Genomic DNA, 15,817 nt, shown 5'->3' with positions numbered 1-15,817 from the left:
CGCTACTCATCTTGTGCCGCAGGCAGGCCATATGAATTGCTCGGTTAATAGGAAGAAGAAGATATGGTCTCACCATACAATGAGGATAAATAATACGATTCAACACAAGATGCTTAAATACCGCAATTTTTCCGTACTGCTGCCCGCAGTAAAAGGAAAAAAACAAGATAGCTATTGCGTACCGAAAAAATGGTCGGTTTGGCCGCCTGTGTTTCAAAATAGAGCGCCAATCCGGCGCTCTCAAACCCTGTCTAAAGAAAGTTATTCTTCAAACGTGGCGTTAACTTTTACATTGTATTGGGCAGTGATGTTAGAAGAGTAATGGCGAGCAATAACCTTAACTTTCAGCTTTTCCACTTCCACAGGCTCGTCCAGAGCAACTGACAACTTACCGGGGAACTTCAGGTAGCTTGGGTAAACCCGATTATTATCCTCGTCGTGGACGAATATCACGACAGACTGGTTACGGGCCCTATCTCTGGTATCTACTTCCAATTCCAGAGATTTCACTTTCTTGTTATAGGTTGGAACGATCTCCAGCCACTCTGTTTCTGGTCGACCAAAATTAACCCACATTGATGTGCCGGCTGAGTGAGTTTCGTCAAAATCGATGACCGGGTCATATTTCGGATAGCTGGTTGCATCGTTCGGTTTGCTGTTTCCGAAGTACTCCTGAATCAGAGTAAAATTATCATTGTCGAAGTCTGTGTTAGCATCCAGACCAACCACGTCATAGGTTTGCTTCCACCACTTAGGCAAGTAATCATTATCAATGCGCGAGCTGTCGCCATAATTAAACCGGAAATTGCCTTCATAGCGTTGGCTAGGCTGTGAAAAATCTGCGTTATAGAGGGAGATAATGGCGTAGTGGCCATCCGTCCAATGCGCGATTGGCGTTGCAAAACTGTGCTCACCAATCCCCGAACGACAGTCGAGATAGTGCAGTAAGGTGTTTGCACTGTCATAGATCTCGATTTTACAGTCCATTGAGCGTGGTTGATTGTTATCAAACCCTAATGTGACTAGATGACGTCTGTCAGGAGACAGCATTGGTCTGACTGGGATGTTTACACGCTGTCCCTTAAAAATAGTCCGACTCACCTCTTTGTTTTGTGTTTCAAGGTAAGGGTTAGTATTCGCAACAGTGGCGAACGACAAAAAAGGGAGCGCGAATAATAGTTTTGACTTCATAAAATATCCATACATTTATCTTAGTTTTTTTCGAGGGAGAAAATCCCCTCCATGAAAAATCAGGGCAATAGATAAATTATAAAGTTAACAAGATCAACAATTTAAAATATACAAAGATTAACTTTGCGAAAAGAACCTTCATTTTTCAAAAAAATCATACTCAACAAAATGCATAAAATTCTAGTCATTTTAGGTTTGGTCACTAATAAGGCATATCAACGCTTAGCACGATGCATTCAAACCATTGAGGCTTAAAAACGAATATCAGTTTTGAGCAGTAACGTTGACGATAGCGGTGGAAATATCCGTGGCGGTTGCGGTGGAGGTGGTGATGGCAATGAAAATAACATTGTCGCCGCACTTGGTTTCTCAGCTAGCCTCATCACTGCAGCTTTTCAAAAGATCGACACAGAAAGTACAGTATCTATTGACTGTAAACTTGGCGCGGGGAGCATTTCGGTACTTGAAAGAGTGGCTATTTTCACAACCACGCTATTGAACGACCAGCCACAAAACAGACGCTGAAAATAAGGGCGCAAAATAGCAGGCTTGCTCTCGTTCGTTCTAACTTTTTATTAACTATTTTTTGATCTGGCTAAAGCGTTTTTCCCTCCCCCTTCATGCGGGGTATATCTTTTTTTAGCCTTTTACCCAAACCTCTCGCACACTCGCAACCGATAAAAGAGAATCGTCATGAAGGCCATTTCGATGCACTCAGCAAATTTTCTCTCAAGAAGTGATGGCTTTACGAGCGATCGCACTTGGGTAGGATTCTCGCCACATGTCCAGTTTGGTATGCTTCGCCTAATATGATTAATCCCCCTCAGTTTGGTGTTTTTTCACTAAACCGATTTTCGCCGATTGCCTGCAAGCCCAAGTAAAATATGAGGCTTACCAACGATTGAAAGTCTAGCCCCCAATCATCATGGACAAATCGTAGCCATTATTTTGGACATTTTGAGGTTTACAACATTGTTAGCCATTAGTCAGGTTAGCGATTAAAAAAGGAAGTTTATGAGCAAACGCATTGAAGCTGGCGAATTCTCCGAGTGGATCAGTGATTTTACTTTAACAATGAAAGGCCAAAGTGATGGTAATGTACCTTGTAATGGCTGTGTTGGATGTTGTACCTCTTCAAAATTTATACTGATCCGCCCGAGTGATGCTGGCGCACTTGAGGTTATTCCTGAGCAGCTTCTTTTTTCCGCACCGTCACTGCCTCCACATCACTACCTACTGGGCTACTACAAGAAAGGTCATTGTCCTATGTTTAAAAATGGCTCATGTACCATTTATCAATATCGGCCTGAAACCTGTAGGCAGTATGATTGCCGAGTCTTAAAGGCGTCTGACGCTGATACAAGGGACGAAGGGCCAACTATCTCTAAAAAAGTGGCTGAGTGGGAATTCAGTTACGATAAACCCGAGAGTAAAAAACTGCAAAAGGCGGTGAATGATGCCGCGAAATTCTTAAACGAAAACAAGAAGCTATTTCCTGATGGCTATGTCCCCATTTCAAGCTCTTCTTTAGCGGCTGTGGCAATACGAATACATCCAGAGTTCGTAAGTACTCAAAACAGTAATCGCGTAAATACCCCCTTGAAACTGGTCAAAAAAATTGTAGCTAAATATCCATAAGTGCGAATAAAAACGAACAAAGCCATCAAACACCGCCCCTCCGGGGGCTATTTACTTTTAGCCTTTTGAACCCAATTCATTCTCACTACTGAAGCATATAAAACGAAAATAATTAGGCTTATCTCTTTCAATATCTACACATTTACTATTGAGTTGAAAATTCCTAAGATTTAAATATGGAACATTTACTCTACATCCAAATTTAATAGTAAATAAATCGTCGTATTGATTTAACTAAAACTTATCAGGGAAAAAATAAGTTATCTCATTTCAGGAAATATCATTATGGGAAAAATTGTTACCTTGCTTCTGCCTATATTTCTTATGAGTGGCTGCGCATTAATGTTCGATGATATACCACATCAAGCCACCATAATTAGCAAAAGCCCTGAAGCTAAAATACATGAAAATGATAGTTACCTTGTAAACGAAGAAGTCATTGCAGTTTTCAAAGAAGACAAAAATGACTCTATCGGCGAAGACCAAGAAGGTTGTAACGTCATCGCCATTCCCGACTTTAGTGACGAAAGCAAACTACTTAGCGTCGCTCTGCTATTTGGCGTATTCGTTAACGGAGGTGTCGTCCATTTCCCTTTAATCGATGGTCTAGTTACAGGTTCATTACGAAATTTTGACCAAGCGAGCCATATCCATGATGGAGATTGCACAATTTAAGCTTTAACGATTTCTTAGTATTCCCCCCGCGAGGGCCAGCTGCTTTTAGCCTTTTGCACCCAAACTTTTCATACACTCGCAATTAATAAAAACAATCTTTAAAACAGCAATCATTGACAACGACAATAGTAGAATCCACTCGAGTTTTTCCATCATTTTTCTTTCTAATAGATATGCAAAGTGGGTTAATAAAAAAATATTGGCTAGGTCAATATTTTCCATTTCTTCACAAGCGAAAAACTCAGGACAACCGATGAAAAAAATTTTAAAAACATTAGCTTTTGGCGCCATGGTCACTCTACTCACTGCATGTGGAGAACCAACACTGGATACTTCATCTGATAAAGCGATGAAAGCATCTATTCAAGAAATCATGACTCAGCTTTCTCAAGAAGAAAAAACAAAATTCAAGAACTCAATTAAGCAAATTTATGTTGTTGGAACGATGTCCAGCTTTGGTACTGGTGAGTCACCTGAACAAGCAAGAGCCAAAGTAGGTGAAAAACTCAATGGAATGACAGCTGAAGAAATCTTCGCATTGGCTGACGAAATAAAAGCCAAAATGAAAAATAGAGGGTAATGCTAAACCCTATCCCCCGTCATCGCGGGGGCTATTTGCTTTTAACTTTTGCACCAAACCTTTCACACACTCTCAACCGATATAAGAGAACAGAAATCACTTAGCAAATTTTCCCTCAAAAGGTGGTGGCTTTTCGAGTGAGCGCACCTAGGCAAGATTCTCGCCTTATGCCCAGTTTGGTATGCTACAACCAATGTAATCAATATGGCCCATTTTGGTGTTTTCCCCGCGCATATTTTAGGGCAAGACTCTACACGTGAGTGGATTCGGGGCGTAAAGACGATGTCAGATTTTTATCCATGAATTATTTTGGAAAGATCGTGGAAATTATATTGGAGACATTGGGGTATATAACACTTCTATGTTACTTGGAGGCTCAGTGTCTTTCGTAATTAGTGACCAAATATAAGGAATGTAATAATGAAAAGAATACTTTTTTGGGCTTTGCCTATTTTTCTTGTAGGCTGCAAAGCAGAAATCGAAATGCCGCTTAAATTAAGTGACTTTGACAAGAAAGAAAAGTCAGTTCAGATAGTTGGCACCATGGCAATGGAAGTAACAAGTTGCACTGAACGAGGCACGGATATGCCGAGTGATGATATTTTTAAGCTCCAGAAGAAAATTCCTTACGTGTTCAAAGGGGCTGAGTATGTTGAATGTAAAAAAGACGGATTTAATTCGTATGCTTTATTTAAGCTTCCTGCCAATATCGATAATGTAAAAGATGGTAAGTCTGCGGATGACCAGGTTATAAATCTAGCATTTTTCTCAAATGAATCCGGTGGTAGAAATTTAAGCGTTTATATTCCGCCAAAGCTTAGAGGATCAATTAATAAACTGATTGAATCTAATGTGTATATTAATGCTAGCGATATAGTGATGTCATTGGTAGTAGACCCTGAAGGAAAGCCAATGTCTTTCACAGTTGTAGGGGCATATCTCGATAGCAAACCCGTTCAAATGGGCAGCTATGACACCAATGGTGGCAAATTTAAGATCACTATTCCCGCATATGGCTTAGAGCAGATGTTGCAACCAAAAAATCATATGTTTACAGCATTAATGTATGCGAGCTTTAAAAAGTAACATAACAAGGAAATTTCACTCGGACAAATTATTGAATCGTACCGCACGCCCTCTCGCATGGGGGCCACCTACTTTTAGCCTTTGGTACCCAAACCTTTCACACACTCGCAACCGATAAAAGAGAATAGAAATCACTTCGCTGCACGCTGCAAATTTTCTCTCTAAACCTACTCACTTTAAAAGCAAAAGTACCTAGGCAGGATTTTGGACAATTCTCTCCACGCTAGAGGGTTCGCGGCGTGCAGACGATCGCAAATTTCACCCATGAATGATATCGGACAAATCCTAGGAACTATATTGGACACTGTGGGGTATATAACACTGTTATGTTCCAAATCTGACTAAGGTTTTCTAATTAATGAAAAAAATAATTTCGACTATCTTACTTATTGGATTCCTGAGCGGATGTGACTTTGAAGTACCAGGCGCGGATGAACAGTTTGGAACACAAAACTTCGTTTCCGCGGTGTCAATAATTGAGCTTCATAAACTCAGAAACGGTGTATATCCCAAACGCCTTAAAGATTTAGAGTTCTTAGGGGATTGGGATGGAATATGGCTTTCAGCCGTTCGATACGAGCAGAATGGTGATGGTTACAATCTCTATTTAGAACGTGGCTGGACTGGCAAACCTAGCTTAGAGTTTCCTGTCAAGTTCAAACAGGGTCTTGGCATTAGGGAAAGCAACGTTACATGGTCTGCAACCAAATAAACATAACAAGCAAAGGCAGCATCGCCCACGCAAAAGACTCATGGGCTGGACTCGCTGACGCTCGCCGCCGCTTTGGGCATCACCCAAAAACCCCTTCACGGGGTTTTCTTTTATCACTCTTTATTCATCGACATAGCTACACGGCTCAAATCTTAGATATCACTCTCGGCCAGCTCTAGACGTTTGCCATTGAAATCAATCATCAGTTTTCCCGGTAGAAGTTGGATCTTGTTGATTGACAGGCTGCCATCAATATCAATCAGATAAACACCGTTTGTTGGGTGTGTTTTCTACTTATCAATGAAATAGTGCGCTTCACTCCGATCACCATGCAGGGTTTCTTCTGACTGCATACCGGATTGCTCTGGCGTTACGATATCAAACACCATTACCCCACTTTCGTTCAACTCGCTGTTCTTTAGCGGATTGCACTCACTCTAAAAACGCCAACCCTTTGTTGAACTTAAGAAAGAGTACTGTTTATATGGCTCCTAACCTTATGTTTTGTAATTTTTTTTGCAATTTACGCATTCAGTTAAAAATTGAAGTTATCAGTCATGGGTATACAGATGAATTGCTGTCATCTTATAGGTGAATGCCAAAGCCTTAACGTCTGATTCGTATCAGTTAGCTCGGTTCTGCTTCGCTTATCAGCACAGTCACCAGTTACTCACTGCTTGAGGCGACATTAGCAATCAAGCTGTTTCAAGGTTTCCCACTTTAGATTAAAAATGACTTTGGATTAAAAATAGTGAACATCAGAAAAATTGAAGAGAAGGATTTAGACTATCTAGCGGATTTATACGTGTCTGTTTTTAATGCAGAGCCGTGGAATGATGACTGGACTAAAGCGTGGGCTTATGAACGCTTGGAATTTATTTTTAAATCCTATCGATTTTATGGCTATGTTGCTGAAAATGAAAATGGTCTAGTTGGGGCGGTTTTTTCCAGAATTGGAAGCTTTAAAGGCGAACTTGAGCTTGAAATAGTTGAAGTTTTTGTGAGTGGTAATGAACAGCGAAAAGGCGTGGGAGTGGCTCTAATGGATGAGCTGAAGTCACAAGCGAAGAAAGACAACATAACGTGTTTCTTTCTTCTGACCGACAAAACAACATTCGCCAAAGACTTCTACCTTAAATATGGTTACCACGGGCATGAAGAAAATCTACTGATGACCCATGAGTTTTAATGCTAACAAGACCGTAAGCCGACGCCATTATAAAAACCAGCGGGGCGGCTGGCAGAGTTGGCTAGGCGTCTTCACTGCTCAAGATAAAAAAGGCCGTGAACACACGACCTTTTTTTGTATAAGCAGTCTTAACGATCTGTATCAGGGGTTAATCTGTCACCTGTTTAACGGTAAAGCCATAGCCGAAATCAACATTGCTAATATCACCGCCGGTCTTCTCATCTCCCCACGTCACGACTGTGCCATCTTCTCGCAGCGCAGCAAAAACAAACATACCGGGTACAATGTCAACGACCGGGTTGGCTGGGTCAAATGTTATCTTGTCGGTGTTGGCTCCTGTCAGTCCCCATGCCTCAACGGTGCCATCGCTTGTCAACGCTGCAAACGCTGACGAATTCGAAAAAATATCAACAACAGGGTTATTCTCAACATTACTATTTAACGACTCAGGTATTTCTGAACTGTCAGCGTCGTTAAACCATTCAACGACTGTTCCGTCTTTCCGGAGTGCCGCAAACCATTTATTGTTGCTAAACACCCTACTGATATCGTCAACTTCATAAAATATCGCATATTGCGGGCTTGCACTGTGTCCATACCAAGAAACCACAGAGCCGTTATCCTGAAGTATTGCGAACCCGTTATCATTGCCATAAATGTTGGTTATCGAGCCTGTCAGGCGCTCCATTGCTCGCTCTAAACCACCGGGTTGATTACCTCCCGATTCTTCTCCCCAGGTGACAACCGTATTGTCACTTAGTTGTGCAGCAAATGCTGAACCTGAAGGGACAATATCTACAACCTCATCTTGCTCGCTAAATACACCCGGACCAATTTCACCTCCAGTAAAGGTATTACCCCAGGCAATAACGGTATTGTCTTCAGTCAAGGCTGCAAAACTCGCACGGGTCGAGACAACTTTAGTCACATTTTCTAACGGTGGATGACCATCAATGTAATTGCCCCAAGTGGTGACCGTTCCATCTGCTTGTCGGGCATAGAAGGCGTAGTAATTCGATACGACATCGACGACTTCTTTCCCCTCCTCTGTAACTTGTGAAAGGTCATTTGGAGCCTCACCACCATGAGTTCTGGAGCCCCATGAAATTAACGATCCATCGTCCCTTACGGCCGCAAAAGCATCGTGGGTTGAATATATATTTTTTACCGGATTATCAGCACTAAATATGACCCGTGACGAATTACCACTCCAGTTGGAGCCCCACGAAATGACTGTGCCATCTTTTCTCAAAGCGGCAAAAGCTTCATCGGATGAAAATATGTCAACAATCGGATTATCTTTACTCAATACTAGCGATGAAGAATCACCACCTCTTTCCGGATCACCCCATGAAACCACAGTGCCATCTTGTTTGAGTGCAGTAAAAGCGCCTGCACTCGAAAAGACTTTTCGAACACCATTACGCTGTAATTCAAAAAGCTGTGTTGAACCTGCCCCATCTGATGAACCGAATACTGTCACCTCAAGGCGGGCATCACCTTTGAGTGGTTTATTAGACAGTTCCTCTGAGAAATGAAGAGTCTCTTTCTCAAATACTCTATCTCCCGAGTCACCGAAAATACCATTTTGGTTATCGTCCAACGTCCACTTATATATGGTTTTTGATGAATCACAGCCATTACAGACCACTGAGGCAAATGTTGGATCATCGTTACCAAAGCTTCCAAAACTACCGTTTAACTTGATATCGAGGGTTTCAGCTTGACTGTCTGAAGGAGGAGTTGAACCTGAGCCTGATGAAGAACCTGAGCCTGAAGATGAACCTGAGCCACACCCTGAAGCCAGAATAATTGAAATGAGAAAAGGTAAAACCAGTCTTTTATTGTTTCGCATTGACTATATCCCTTAGTTTTTTGTACATGAAACTGGATATAGGTTATGTCAGGTGACTTACCGCACAAAATTCGTTCAAAAAGCGTGCGATCCAAACTAAATTTATTTGATGAACTGCACTGAAATACAAACTTGAGGATAAAGACGTAAAGCCATCAGGTTGTGTTTAGTGACTATGTTTGAAAAACGATAATCACTTTAACAGGACGGGTATAAATTACTGACTTACCCATCCTTGATCAAAGGCATACTTTACAAGCCCTGCCGTCGAACTGATCCCGAGTTTCTTCTTGACTCTGAGTCGATGCGTTTCTACTGTTCGGACACTGATATCCAATTGATTTGCAATTGTTTTATTACAGGCGCCATTGGCAATGAGTAGTAGTACATCCTTTTCTCTTGGTGTCGGTGTCTTATCACCGGTGTATTTCTTTTCCTCGTACTTCACACCTTGCATCAGTGTCTCTGATGCCTTTGCACTGAAATACGTCCCACCGTCAGCGATCACATTGAGCGCGTTGACGAGCTCCTGAGAGGACACATCTTTTAACACGTAACCTTTTGCTCCTGAGCGCATTGCAGTGAGAACGTACTCACTATTGTTATGCATACTCAGAATGACCACTTTTACTTCAGGTGCAATTTCACTTACCTCATTCAGCACATCCAGGCCATTTTTCTTTGGCATTGAAATATCCGTCAGTAAAATATCCGGCCTCAATTCCTCTGCCAGTTGCACTGCCTGATCGCCATCATTTGCTGTTCCGACAATTGAGAACCGAGGTTGTTTCGATAAGCGTTCTATCAGTCCATCCTGAAGCAATACATGATCATCGGCGAGTAGAAGCGTGGTCATGTGATTTCCCTTTTTATTCATAACTGACAAAACTTTACGAAGACAAAATAGGAATTAATAGCAGGACAAGAGCTCTATGCGACCCAGCCCCATGCACCATCACGATTTGATGTCATGGTGTCAGGTCTGTCTCGTGATCCAGACATCGCTTTGAGGATAAAAAGACCTCACTCGGCCAAAAATGATAGCAGCCGGATTTTATTGTGACAGGATGCGCTCAGGAGACTTGGGGATATTTATTGGTATATGAATCAACGCAGCCGTTATGCCAAGAAGAATGCTTAAATACCATGCGATATTGTAAGTGCCTGTCAATTCGACGATCCATCCTGCCGAATATACAGCGACAAAAGCGCCAATCTGGTGACTGAACATCACCCAGCCAAATAGACTTGCTACTTTTCCCGCGCCATAGAGCTGTGCAACCGCGCCGCTCGTCAAAGGCACTGTTGATAACCACAACACGCCCATAATGGCGGCAAACCAATAAAAACTCTCAGCCGATTTGGGTGAGATAAAGAAGGCAAAAATCAGTGCAGCCCGGGCTAAGTAAATACCCGAAAGCAAGTAAGGCTTGTAGTAACGACCGCCCAGCCAACCGGCAAACACTGTCCCCGCAACATTACAAAGCCCAATGATTGCGAGAGAATTGGCCGCAATATCTGATGTTAACCCACAAAACGAGGCATAGTTGGGTAAATGTACAGAAATAAATGCAACGTGAAATCCGCAAACGAAGAAGCCCGCCGCGAGCAAGATGAAATTTTTACCTCGCCACGCGGGTTCTGATGAGATGACAGGAGCATTCTCTGATGCTTGAGGTTTAACAGGCATGACCAACAGCGGGATCAGTAATACCGTCATGGCAAAAATCAGTAATGTCGTTGAGTAACCATATGTCTGATTGAGCGCGTTACCTGCCAATGCATAAATAAACTGGCCGAGAGAGCCTCCTGCACTGGCAATACCGAGCGCCAATGATCTCTTTTTCTCGGGAAAATACTGTGAGACAGCCCCTAACACGATGGGAAACGTCGTCGCGCCCACACCAATACCCAGCAAAATACCATTACTCAGGTGATAGACAATGGGCGACTGGCTGACAGCCATAAGTGCTGTACCCGCGCTATAGATAAGAGCACCAGCAATCAGTACTTTGGGATAACCGTGTCGCTCAGCCATAATACCTGCGAAAGGTGCCACAGCTCCCCAAAGCAAATTCTGGACGGCAAACGCGAGAGATATACTTGGTAAGGACATTGAATACACACTCACCATATCAGGGAGAAAGATACCCAGCGCCTGACGAAGCCCCATGTTGATCGCCAGTATTAATACCGCCACCAGCACAATGAACCATGCTTTCATACACTTTATCCCACCTGTTTGAGACAGGACCGTCTCAATAATCTCGTCAAGCACAAACCAAAAGTGTAGAGCATTGAAGGCATGTCCTTTGTCGCTTTGTCAAAGATATTTAAGTCGGAAAAACGTCTTAAATTTCATCAATAATAAAAGCGAAATGAATAATTCGATCAATTACTCTATTTTTTGTCTTACTTGTGGGCGAGGCGACAAAACAACTCTGCGTCAGATCATGATTTTATTTTTAATCAATACTTTATAAAAATAGTTAACTCAATTGTATTAAAACTTTCACCAATCCCCTCTCTAATTGACGACCTTCAATTATTAGAAATAGCAACACTAGAGGCCGTCAGTACACAATGCACGTATCTCGTGGAATATTCAGAGTCTGTTGGGCGACCATTCATACCCTTTCAATACTGGCGGTAGTTGCCAGTCTCCTCACTGGTTTCAGGATCAGTTTATTAACCCGTGATGATGCGTTATTTCTCTCACCGGTTTTGCCGCAAGGTGACGTACATTCACCGCATGTTTTATCCGGTATGGTTTTAACACTCTGTTTCCTTACTTACCTTGCATACAAACTGAGAGCAAAAAATACCAATGTAGGCCGTAAGAAATACCATCGCATTCTGATCTCGCTCAGTCTTCCCTTGATCACTATCAGTGTTATCTCAGGCTGGGGAATTTATCACTTCAGCGACATACCTTATGTGCAGCTCGTTCATTACTATGCTGCCACTGCCATTCTGCTGTTTGTCTTGTTCCACTCTGGTGGCTATGTGGTCGATCTGGGGAAAGCGTCCATCAGCTGGCTTAAAGCACTATTTGTTCGTCCCTTCGCCCTAGTGATCATCGGTCTTTTTTCTGTTCTGGTCATGGGGCTCTGGCAATGGAACCTCTCTCCTACTCCACTCTCGGTCAGCGTGTTACCAGATGACGATTTTATTGTGCTCGACGGCGATGCTTCTGATCCTGCATGGACAAAGGCGTTGTCAGAAACTGTGAGTACGTTTGGTGGCGCAAACTTTATTGATGGAAAAACGCAGGTCACTGTCAAAGCATTGCGGACAGATAAAGAAGCCTTTTTTCTGTTCCAGTGGGAAGACCCAAGCAAAAGCCTGAATCACCTGCCTCTGGTGAAAACGGAACAAGGCTGGACGGTACGCCAGAACGGCTTTTATCAATTTGATGAACAAACCTACTATGAGGATAAATTCGCTGTTTTGCTCTCTGACCACTGCAATCTTATTGCAGCAGGCACTGTCCATCTTGGTAGAAAGCCACTGACTGACAAACCCGCAAACTGGCACGGTAAAGGCTATCACTACACGACTGACGGTGAATACAGGGACATGTGGCACTGGAAAGCAGTCCGCACCAATGGCATGAAACAAGCCGACGATAACTATTTTGGCCCACCAGAGAAACATAGCTCTGCCAATCGGCGTTATAAAGCCGGCTATCACACTGACAGCAAAGAATCAGGTGGTTATGTCATGAACTGGAAATGGTTCCAACAAGACGAGGTTGTCCCCAAACGTCTGCCATTACAGACAGGTCTGAATCTTGATAGTTCCATCGCGGATGACGCGGGACTTGTTGGTTCGTGGTTTGATTTTATGCCTTATCGCCGCTCGGCTGACACTCTGCCAATTGGAGCTACACTGCCCTCCGTTCTTTACCGATCAAACCAGTTTGAGGGAGACCGGGGAGATGTCAGCGCTGTCGGTCAGTGGCGTAATGGCAAATGGACGTTAGAGATGGCGAGGCATCTGGATACTGAATCAGCCTTCGACCAGCCAATCCATGATGGAATCTGCCTTTGGGTATCGGCTTTTGACCACAGCCAAACCGCCCATACCCGACATATCCGTCCAATAAAACTGGTATTTGGAGAGTGATCATGGGCCGCCACCAAGTTCGACGCTTGCGTCGCTTTTTATTACTGAACCTGCCATTGATTAGCCTGATTATCTTCTTGTCATTTCAACAACAAACATTTCAACGCCAAACCGCACCACAACCAGATATGTCCCGCTTTATTAAAGTAAATGAACAAGGCGAATTCTTATCACCGTGGCAGGGTCCCTGGCATTGCGTTTTAGATACTCAGACAGGCATGTTGTGGGAAGCTAAATCCGACGACAATCGATTCGTGACAGTTACTGGACCTATTCCTGGTTTGACGGCGAAACAGGTAAACCTAATCTGGGTGACTGTTACTTTGAGGAAAACCGCTGTGATACCGATGATCTAATTCGTCGGGCCAACCAAATGACACTGTGCGGCCAGTCAGACTGGGCGCTTCCTGACCATCATCAACTGAGCAGTATTATTGACCTCGATACCAGCATTGGCAAACCCAGAGTGGATCCGGGCTTTTTCCCTAAAACCAAAGCGGGGGATTACTGGACATCAGACTCGGCAGCACCGTTGAGTGGCGTATATAGACGTCACGGATATGGTGCTAAAGCCATTAACTTTGGCAGTGGCGACACCACGCACCTACCCTATCGAAACGCTGCTTTTGTCCGGTTAGTCAGTGCCTCTTTTCACACTGAACATTCCCCTTCTTTCCGTTTGTCGCAATACAGCACGGTTGTGACTGACGAGAGATAACACAACACACCCACTAAACAAGGAATCGTTATGAACCAAACATCATCTGTCATGGTGTACAGTTCGCTCGCCTTGAGCTTAGGCTTAAGCGCAGCGGCTGATGCCAGTATTAGCCAACACAGAGTCATGTGGGATGCCGATCCTGCGCGAGAAGCTGTCATTGGTGTCACTCAATCTCAGTCATCTGACACAGTGACCATTCGCTACGGGCAGTCTACTGACGAAAGTACATGGAAACAGGTATCACCTACCCACTCTGCCTCGTTTAAAAGTCGTCTGAATAGCCATTTCACACGACTGGAAGATTTACAGCCGGATTCACCTGTTTACTATCAGGTCTGTGAAAAAGGTCAGTGTGGTGACAAATTCTGGTTTAAAACCGCACCCACTGATCACTCTCCTTTTGTCTTTGTCGCAGGTGGCGATACCCGAACCGGATGGACAAACCGTCGTCAGGGTAACCGACTGGTGGCTAAAACCCGCCCCTTATTTGTTATGCATGGCGGTGATTTTACTGACAGCAACAGCGCATCCCAGATGAGTCAGTTCCTCGATGACTGGACATTAACCTATTCTGACGATGTCATTGAAAGTGAGAACTACAAGCGCATCTATCCTCTCATTCCAACACACGGAAACCATGAAGATGGTAATTACTCGACGCTGTGTCAGGTGTTTGGTGTCGATCCTAACAAAGATGGTAAATGTGACTACAAAGATACCTACAGCGCATTCTCCGTTTCGCCTTTGTTGAGGGTCTACACCTTGAACTCCCAGTTTAAAAATAGCGGTTGGGGGAATGCAGCGAAACAAATGAACCAGTGGCTTGAGACTGATCTCAGCAGCAAAGGTGACAGCGCCAAATGGCGTATCGCGCAATACCATAAGCCTATGTTCCCGCATTACACGGGCAAATCAGACAACGATGAGCTGCACGAGTGGTGGGCTGACACCTTCTATCAACATAAGATGAATCTGGTTGTTGAGTCTGACACTCATATCAACAAAATCACTAAAGCGTTAAAACCGACCACCAATGGTTTTGCTGCGACGACACAAGGCGGCACGGTATTTGTGGGAGAAGGCAGCTGGGGCGCGCCCGCGCGTTCGGCCAACGACCCTAAATTATGGACCATTGATTTAGCCAGCATTCAGCAGTTTAAGATCATTCAGGTTGAAACTGACAAAATGCAGGTGCGTACCGCACAGTTTGACGACACAGCACAGACGTTGACGCGCGAAGAGAGAGCAGCCAACCCACTTTTAGTTCCTGCAGGGGTTAACTGGTGGCAAGCAGCAGATATCGGCGACAAGCTGCAATTGGTGAGAAACGACGACCAACGCTCGGTGATCGATAACAGTGTGGAGCCGCCAAAACCGCCAGTTGAACAAGCATTGGAAAATGGCAACACAGTGAACAAGCTGTCGGCAACCGAGCGAAATACCCTACTTTTTTACATCGACGTTCCAGCAGAAGCCACATCACTGAAATTCGAGATGTCAGGCGGCTATGGCGATGCAGATCTCTATGTCCGTGCACTACAAGCGCCTACCGATAAGAGTTACGACTGCCGTCCATACAAAGAAGGCAATGAGGAACGTTGTATCATTTCCTCCCCGCAGACGGGGCGATATTTCGTCATGTTATACGCCTACGAGAGTTTTTCAGACGTGTCACTGACCGCTACGTATAGAACAGATGATAAGCCTGAGCCAGTGAACCGACAGGTATTTACTGATCTCAGTGGCGATGAGGATAGCTGGCAATTTCAGTCGTTTGAAGTGCCCGCTGAGGCGAAACAATTTACTGCTCGTATAGAGGGTGGCAGTGGTGATGCTGATCTTTATGTCAGAAAGTCTATCAAACCGAAGAAGAAAAAATACGACTGTCGCCCGTACGAAGAAGGAAACGATGAATTGTGCGAGGAAGAAAATGAAGGCGCTGCTACCTGGTGGGTAGGGCTATTTGGCTATGAAGATTTCCGTGATGTCACTCTGACACTGGAGTGGCAATAGTCAGTCAACGGCATCAGTATAGCGGTACA

At 43.9% G+C, this 15,817-nt stretch carries 15 protein-coding genes; 11 read left to right on the top strand and 4 right to left on the bottom strand.

Annotated elements, in window-relative coordinates; translation table 11 throughout:
- Positions 1-261 precede the first annotated feature (261 nt).
- On the bottom strand, positions 262-1,191 hold the full coding sequence (locus A8L45_RS07965) for a hypothetical protein (protein ID WP_068900991.1): 930 nt from the start codon (positions 1,189-1,191) through the stop codon (positions 262-264).
- Positions 1,192-1,461: 270 nt separating this feature from the next.
- Here A8L45_RS07965 and A8L45_RS07960 point away from each other — a divergent pair, with 270 nt between their 5' ends.
- The 7 genes from A8L45_RS07960 to A8L45_RS07925 all read left to right on the top strand — a co-directional run bounded on the left by A8L45_RS07960 (position 1,462) and on the right by A8L45_RS07925 (position 7,071).
- Positions 1,462-1,716, top strand: a complete 255-nt coding sequence (locus A8L45_RS07960; protein ID WP_068900989.1) for a hypothetical protein — start codon at positions 1,462-1,464, stop codon at positions 1,714-1,716.
- A gap of 489 nt (positions 1,717-2,205) precedes the next feature.
- On the top strand, positions 2,206-2,829 hold the full coding sequence (locus tag A8L45_RS07955) for a YkgJ family cysteine cluster protein (RefSeq protein ID WP_068900987.1): 624 nt from the start codon (positions 2,206-2,208) through the stop codon (positions 2,827-2,829).
- Between the two features lie 285 nt (positions 2,830-3,114).
- Positions 3,115-3,504 (top strand): hypothetical protein, encoded by a 390-nt coding sequence (locus A8L45_RS07950; RefSeq protein ID WP_068900985.1) that lies wholly within the window; start codon positions 3,115-3,117, stop codon positions 3,502-3,504.
- A 253-nt stretch (positions 3,505-3,757) separates the two neighbouring features.
- On the top strand, positions 3,758-4,084 hold the full coding sequence (locus A8L45_RS07940) for a DUF6694 family lipoprotein (RefSeq protein WP_068900981.1): 327 nt from the start codon (positions 3,758-3,760) through the stop codon (positions 4,082-4,084).
- 420 nt (positions 4,085-4,504) lie between these two features.
- Positions 4,505-5,170 (top strand): DUF7424 family protein, encoded by a 666-nt coding sequence (locus A8L45_RS07935; protein WP_068900979.1) that lies wholly within the window; start codon positions 4,505-4,507, stop codon positions 5,168-5,170.
- 358 nt (positions 5,171-5,528) lie between these two features.
- Positions 5,529-5,882: a hypothetical protein gene (locus A8L45_RS07930; RefSeq protein WP_068900977.1), complete on the top strand. Its 354-nt coding sequence runs from the start codon at positions 5,529-5,531 to the stop codon at positions 5,880-5,882.
- 751 nt (positions 5,883-6,633) lie between these two features.
- Positions 6,634-7,071 carry a GNAT family N-acetyltransferase gene (locus A8L45_RS07925; RefSeq protein ID WP_068900976.1) on the top strand — a complete coding sequence of 146 codons (438 nt, stop codon included), beginning with the start codon at positions 6,634-6,636 and terminating at the stop codon, positions 7,069-7,071.
- A 148-nt stretch (positions 7,072-7,219) separates the two neighbouring features.
- Here the strand turns inward: A8L45_RS07925 and A8L45_RS07920 are convergent, their stop codons facing one another.
- The 3 genes from A8L45_RS07920 to A8L45_RS07910 all read right to left on the bottom strand — a co-directional run bounded on the left by A8L45_RS07920 (position 7,220) and on the right by A8L45_RS07910 (position 11,150).
- Positions 7,220-8,926: an RCC1 domain-containing protein gene (locus tag A8L45_RS07920; RefSeq protein ID WP_068900974.1), complete on the bottom strand. Its 1,707-nt coding sequence runs from the start codon at positions 8,924-8,926 to the stop codon at positions 7,220-7,222.
- A gap of 217 nt (positions 8,927-9,143) precedes the next feature.
- Positions 9,144-9,782 carry a response regulator gene (locus A8L45_RS07915; RefSeq protein ID WP_068900972.1) on the bottom strand — a complete coding sequence of 213 codons (639 nt, stop codon included), beginning with the start codon at positions 9,780-9,782 and terminating at the stop codon, positions 9,144-9,146.
- Between the two features lie 198 nt (positions 9,783-9,980).
- The gene (locus tag A8L45_RS07910; RefSeq protein ID WP_068900971.1) at positions 9,981-11,150 is read right to left on the bottom strand and encodes an MFS transporter; all 1,170 of its coding nucleotides are present in this window, start codon (positions 11,148-11,150) and stop codon (positions 9,981-9,983) included.
- A gap of 359 nt (positions 11,151-11,509) precedes the next feature.
- Between A8L45_RS07910 and A8L45_RS07905 the strand changes: the two genes are divergently transcribed.
- Genes A8L45_RS07905 through A8L45_RS07890 form a run of 4 tightly spaced genes read left to right on the top strand, consistent with a single transcriptional unit; the run spans position 11,510 to position 15,788 of the window.
- A complete protein-coding gene (locus tag A8L45_RS07905) occupies positions 11,510-13,054 on the top strand; it encodes an ethylbenzene dehydrogenase-related protein (protein WP_083228245.1) in 1,545 nt (514 codons plus the stop codon).
- Positions 13,055-13,056: 2 nt separating this feature from the next.
- Entirely contained in the window at positions 13,057-13,410 is a 354-nt protein-coding gene (locus A8L45_RS24500) for a hypothetical protein (protein WP_068900969.1), read from the top strand.
- Between the two features lie 17 nt (positions 13,411-13,427).
- Positions 13,428-13,772, top strand: coding sequence for an Lcl C-terminal domain-containing protein (locus A8L45_RS07895; protein WP_068900967.1), 345 nt, complete (start codon positions 13,428-13,430; stop codon positions 13,770-13,772).
- 30 nt (positions 13,773-13,802) lie between these two features.
- Complete coding sequence (locus tag A8L45_RS07890) at positions 13,803-15,788, top strand: pre-peptidase C-terminal domain-containing protein (protein ID WP_217492132.1); 1,986 nt, start codon at positions 13,803-13,805, stop codon at positions 15,786-15,788.
- Positions 15,789-15,817: the final 29 nt, after the last annotated feature.

Source organism: Veronia pacifica, from assembly GCF_001707825.1.
Lineage (GTDB): Bacteria > Pseudomonadota > Gammaproteobacteria > Enterobacterales > Vibrionaceae > Veronia > Veronia pacifica.
The sequence above is the reverse complement of the archived record's forward strand: the minus strand, read 5'-3'. Positions and strand labels throughout refer to the sequence as shown.

Coding starts and splice junctions, on each gene's coding strand:
- A8L45_RS07965 (WP_068900991.1), bottom strand. CDS start 1,191: ATGAAGTCAAAACTATTATTCGCGCTCCCTTTTTTGTCGTTCGCCACT.
- A8L45_RS07955 (WP_068900987.1), top strand. CDS start 2,206: ATGAGCAAACGCATTGAAGCTGGCGAATTCTCCGAGTGGATCAGTGAT.
- A8L45_RS07950 (WP_068900985.1), top strand. CDS start 3,115: ATGGGAAAAATTGTTACCTTGCTTCTGCCTATATTTCTTATGAGTGGC.
- A8L45_RS07940 (WP_068900981.1), top strand. CDS start 3,758: ATGAAAAAAATTTTAAAAACATTAGCTTTTGGCGCCATGGTCACTCTA.
- A8L45_RS07935 (WP_068900979.1), top strand. CDS start 4,505: ATGAAAAGAATACTTTTTTGGGCTTTGCCTATTTTTCTTGTAGGCTGC.
- A8L45_RS07930 (WP_068900977.1), top strand. CDS start 5,529: ATGAAAAAAATAATTTCGACTATCTTACTTATTGGATTCCTGAGCGGA.
- A8L45_RS07920 (WP_068900974.1), bottom strand. CDS start 8,926: ATGCGAAACAATAAAAGACTGGTTTTACCTTTTCTCATTTCAATTATT.
- A8L45_RS07915 (WP_068900972.1), bottom strand. CDS start 9,782: ATGACCACGCTTCTACTCGCCGATGATCATGTATTGCTTCAGGATGGA.
- A8L45_RS07910 (WP_068900971.1), bottom strand. CDS start 11,150: ATGAAAGCATGGTTCATTGTGCTGGTGGCGGTATTAATACTGGCGATC.
- A8L45_RS07905 (WP_083228245.1), top strand. CDS start 11,510: ATGCACGTATCTCGTGGAATATTCAGAGTCTGTTGGGCGACCATTCAT.
- A8L45_RS24500 (WP_068900969.1), top strand. CDS start 13,057: ATGGGCCGCCACCAAGTTCGACGCTTGCGTCGCTTTTTATTACTGAAC.
- A8L45_RS07895 (WP_068900967.1), top strand. CDS start 13,428: ATGACACTGTGCGGCCAGTCAGACTGGGCGCTTCCTGACCATCATCAA.
- A8L45_RS07890 (WP_217492132.1), top strand. CDS start 13,803: ATGAACCAAACATCATCTGTCATGGTGTACAGTTCGCTCGCCTTGAGC.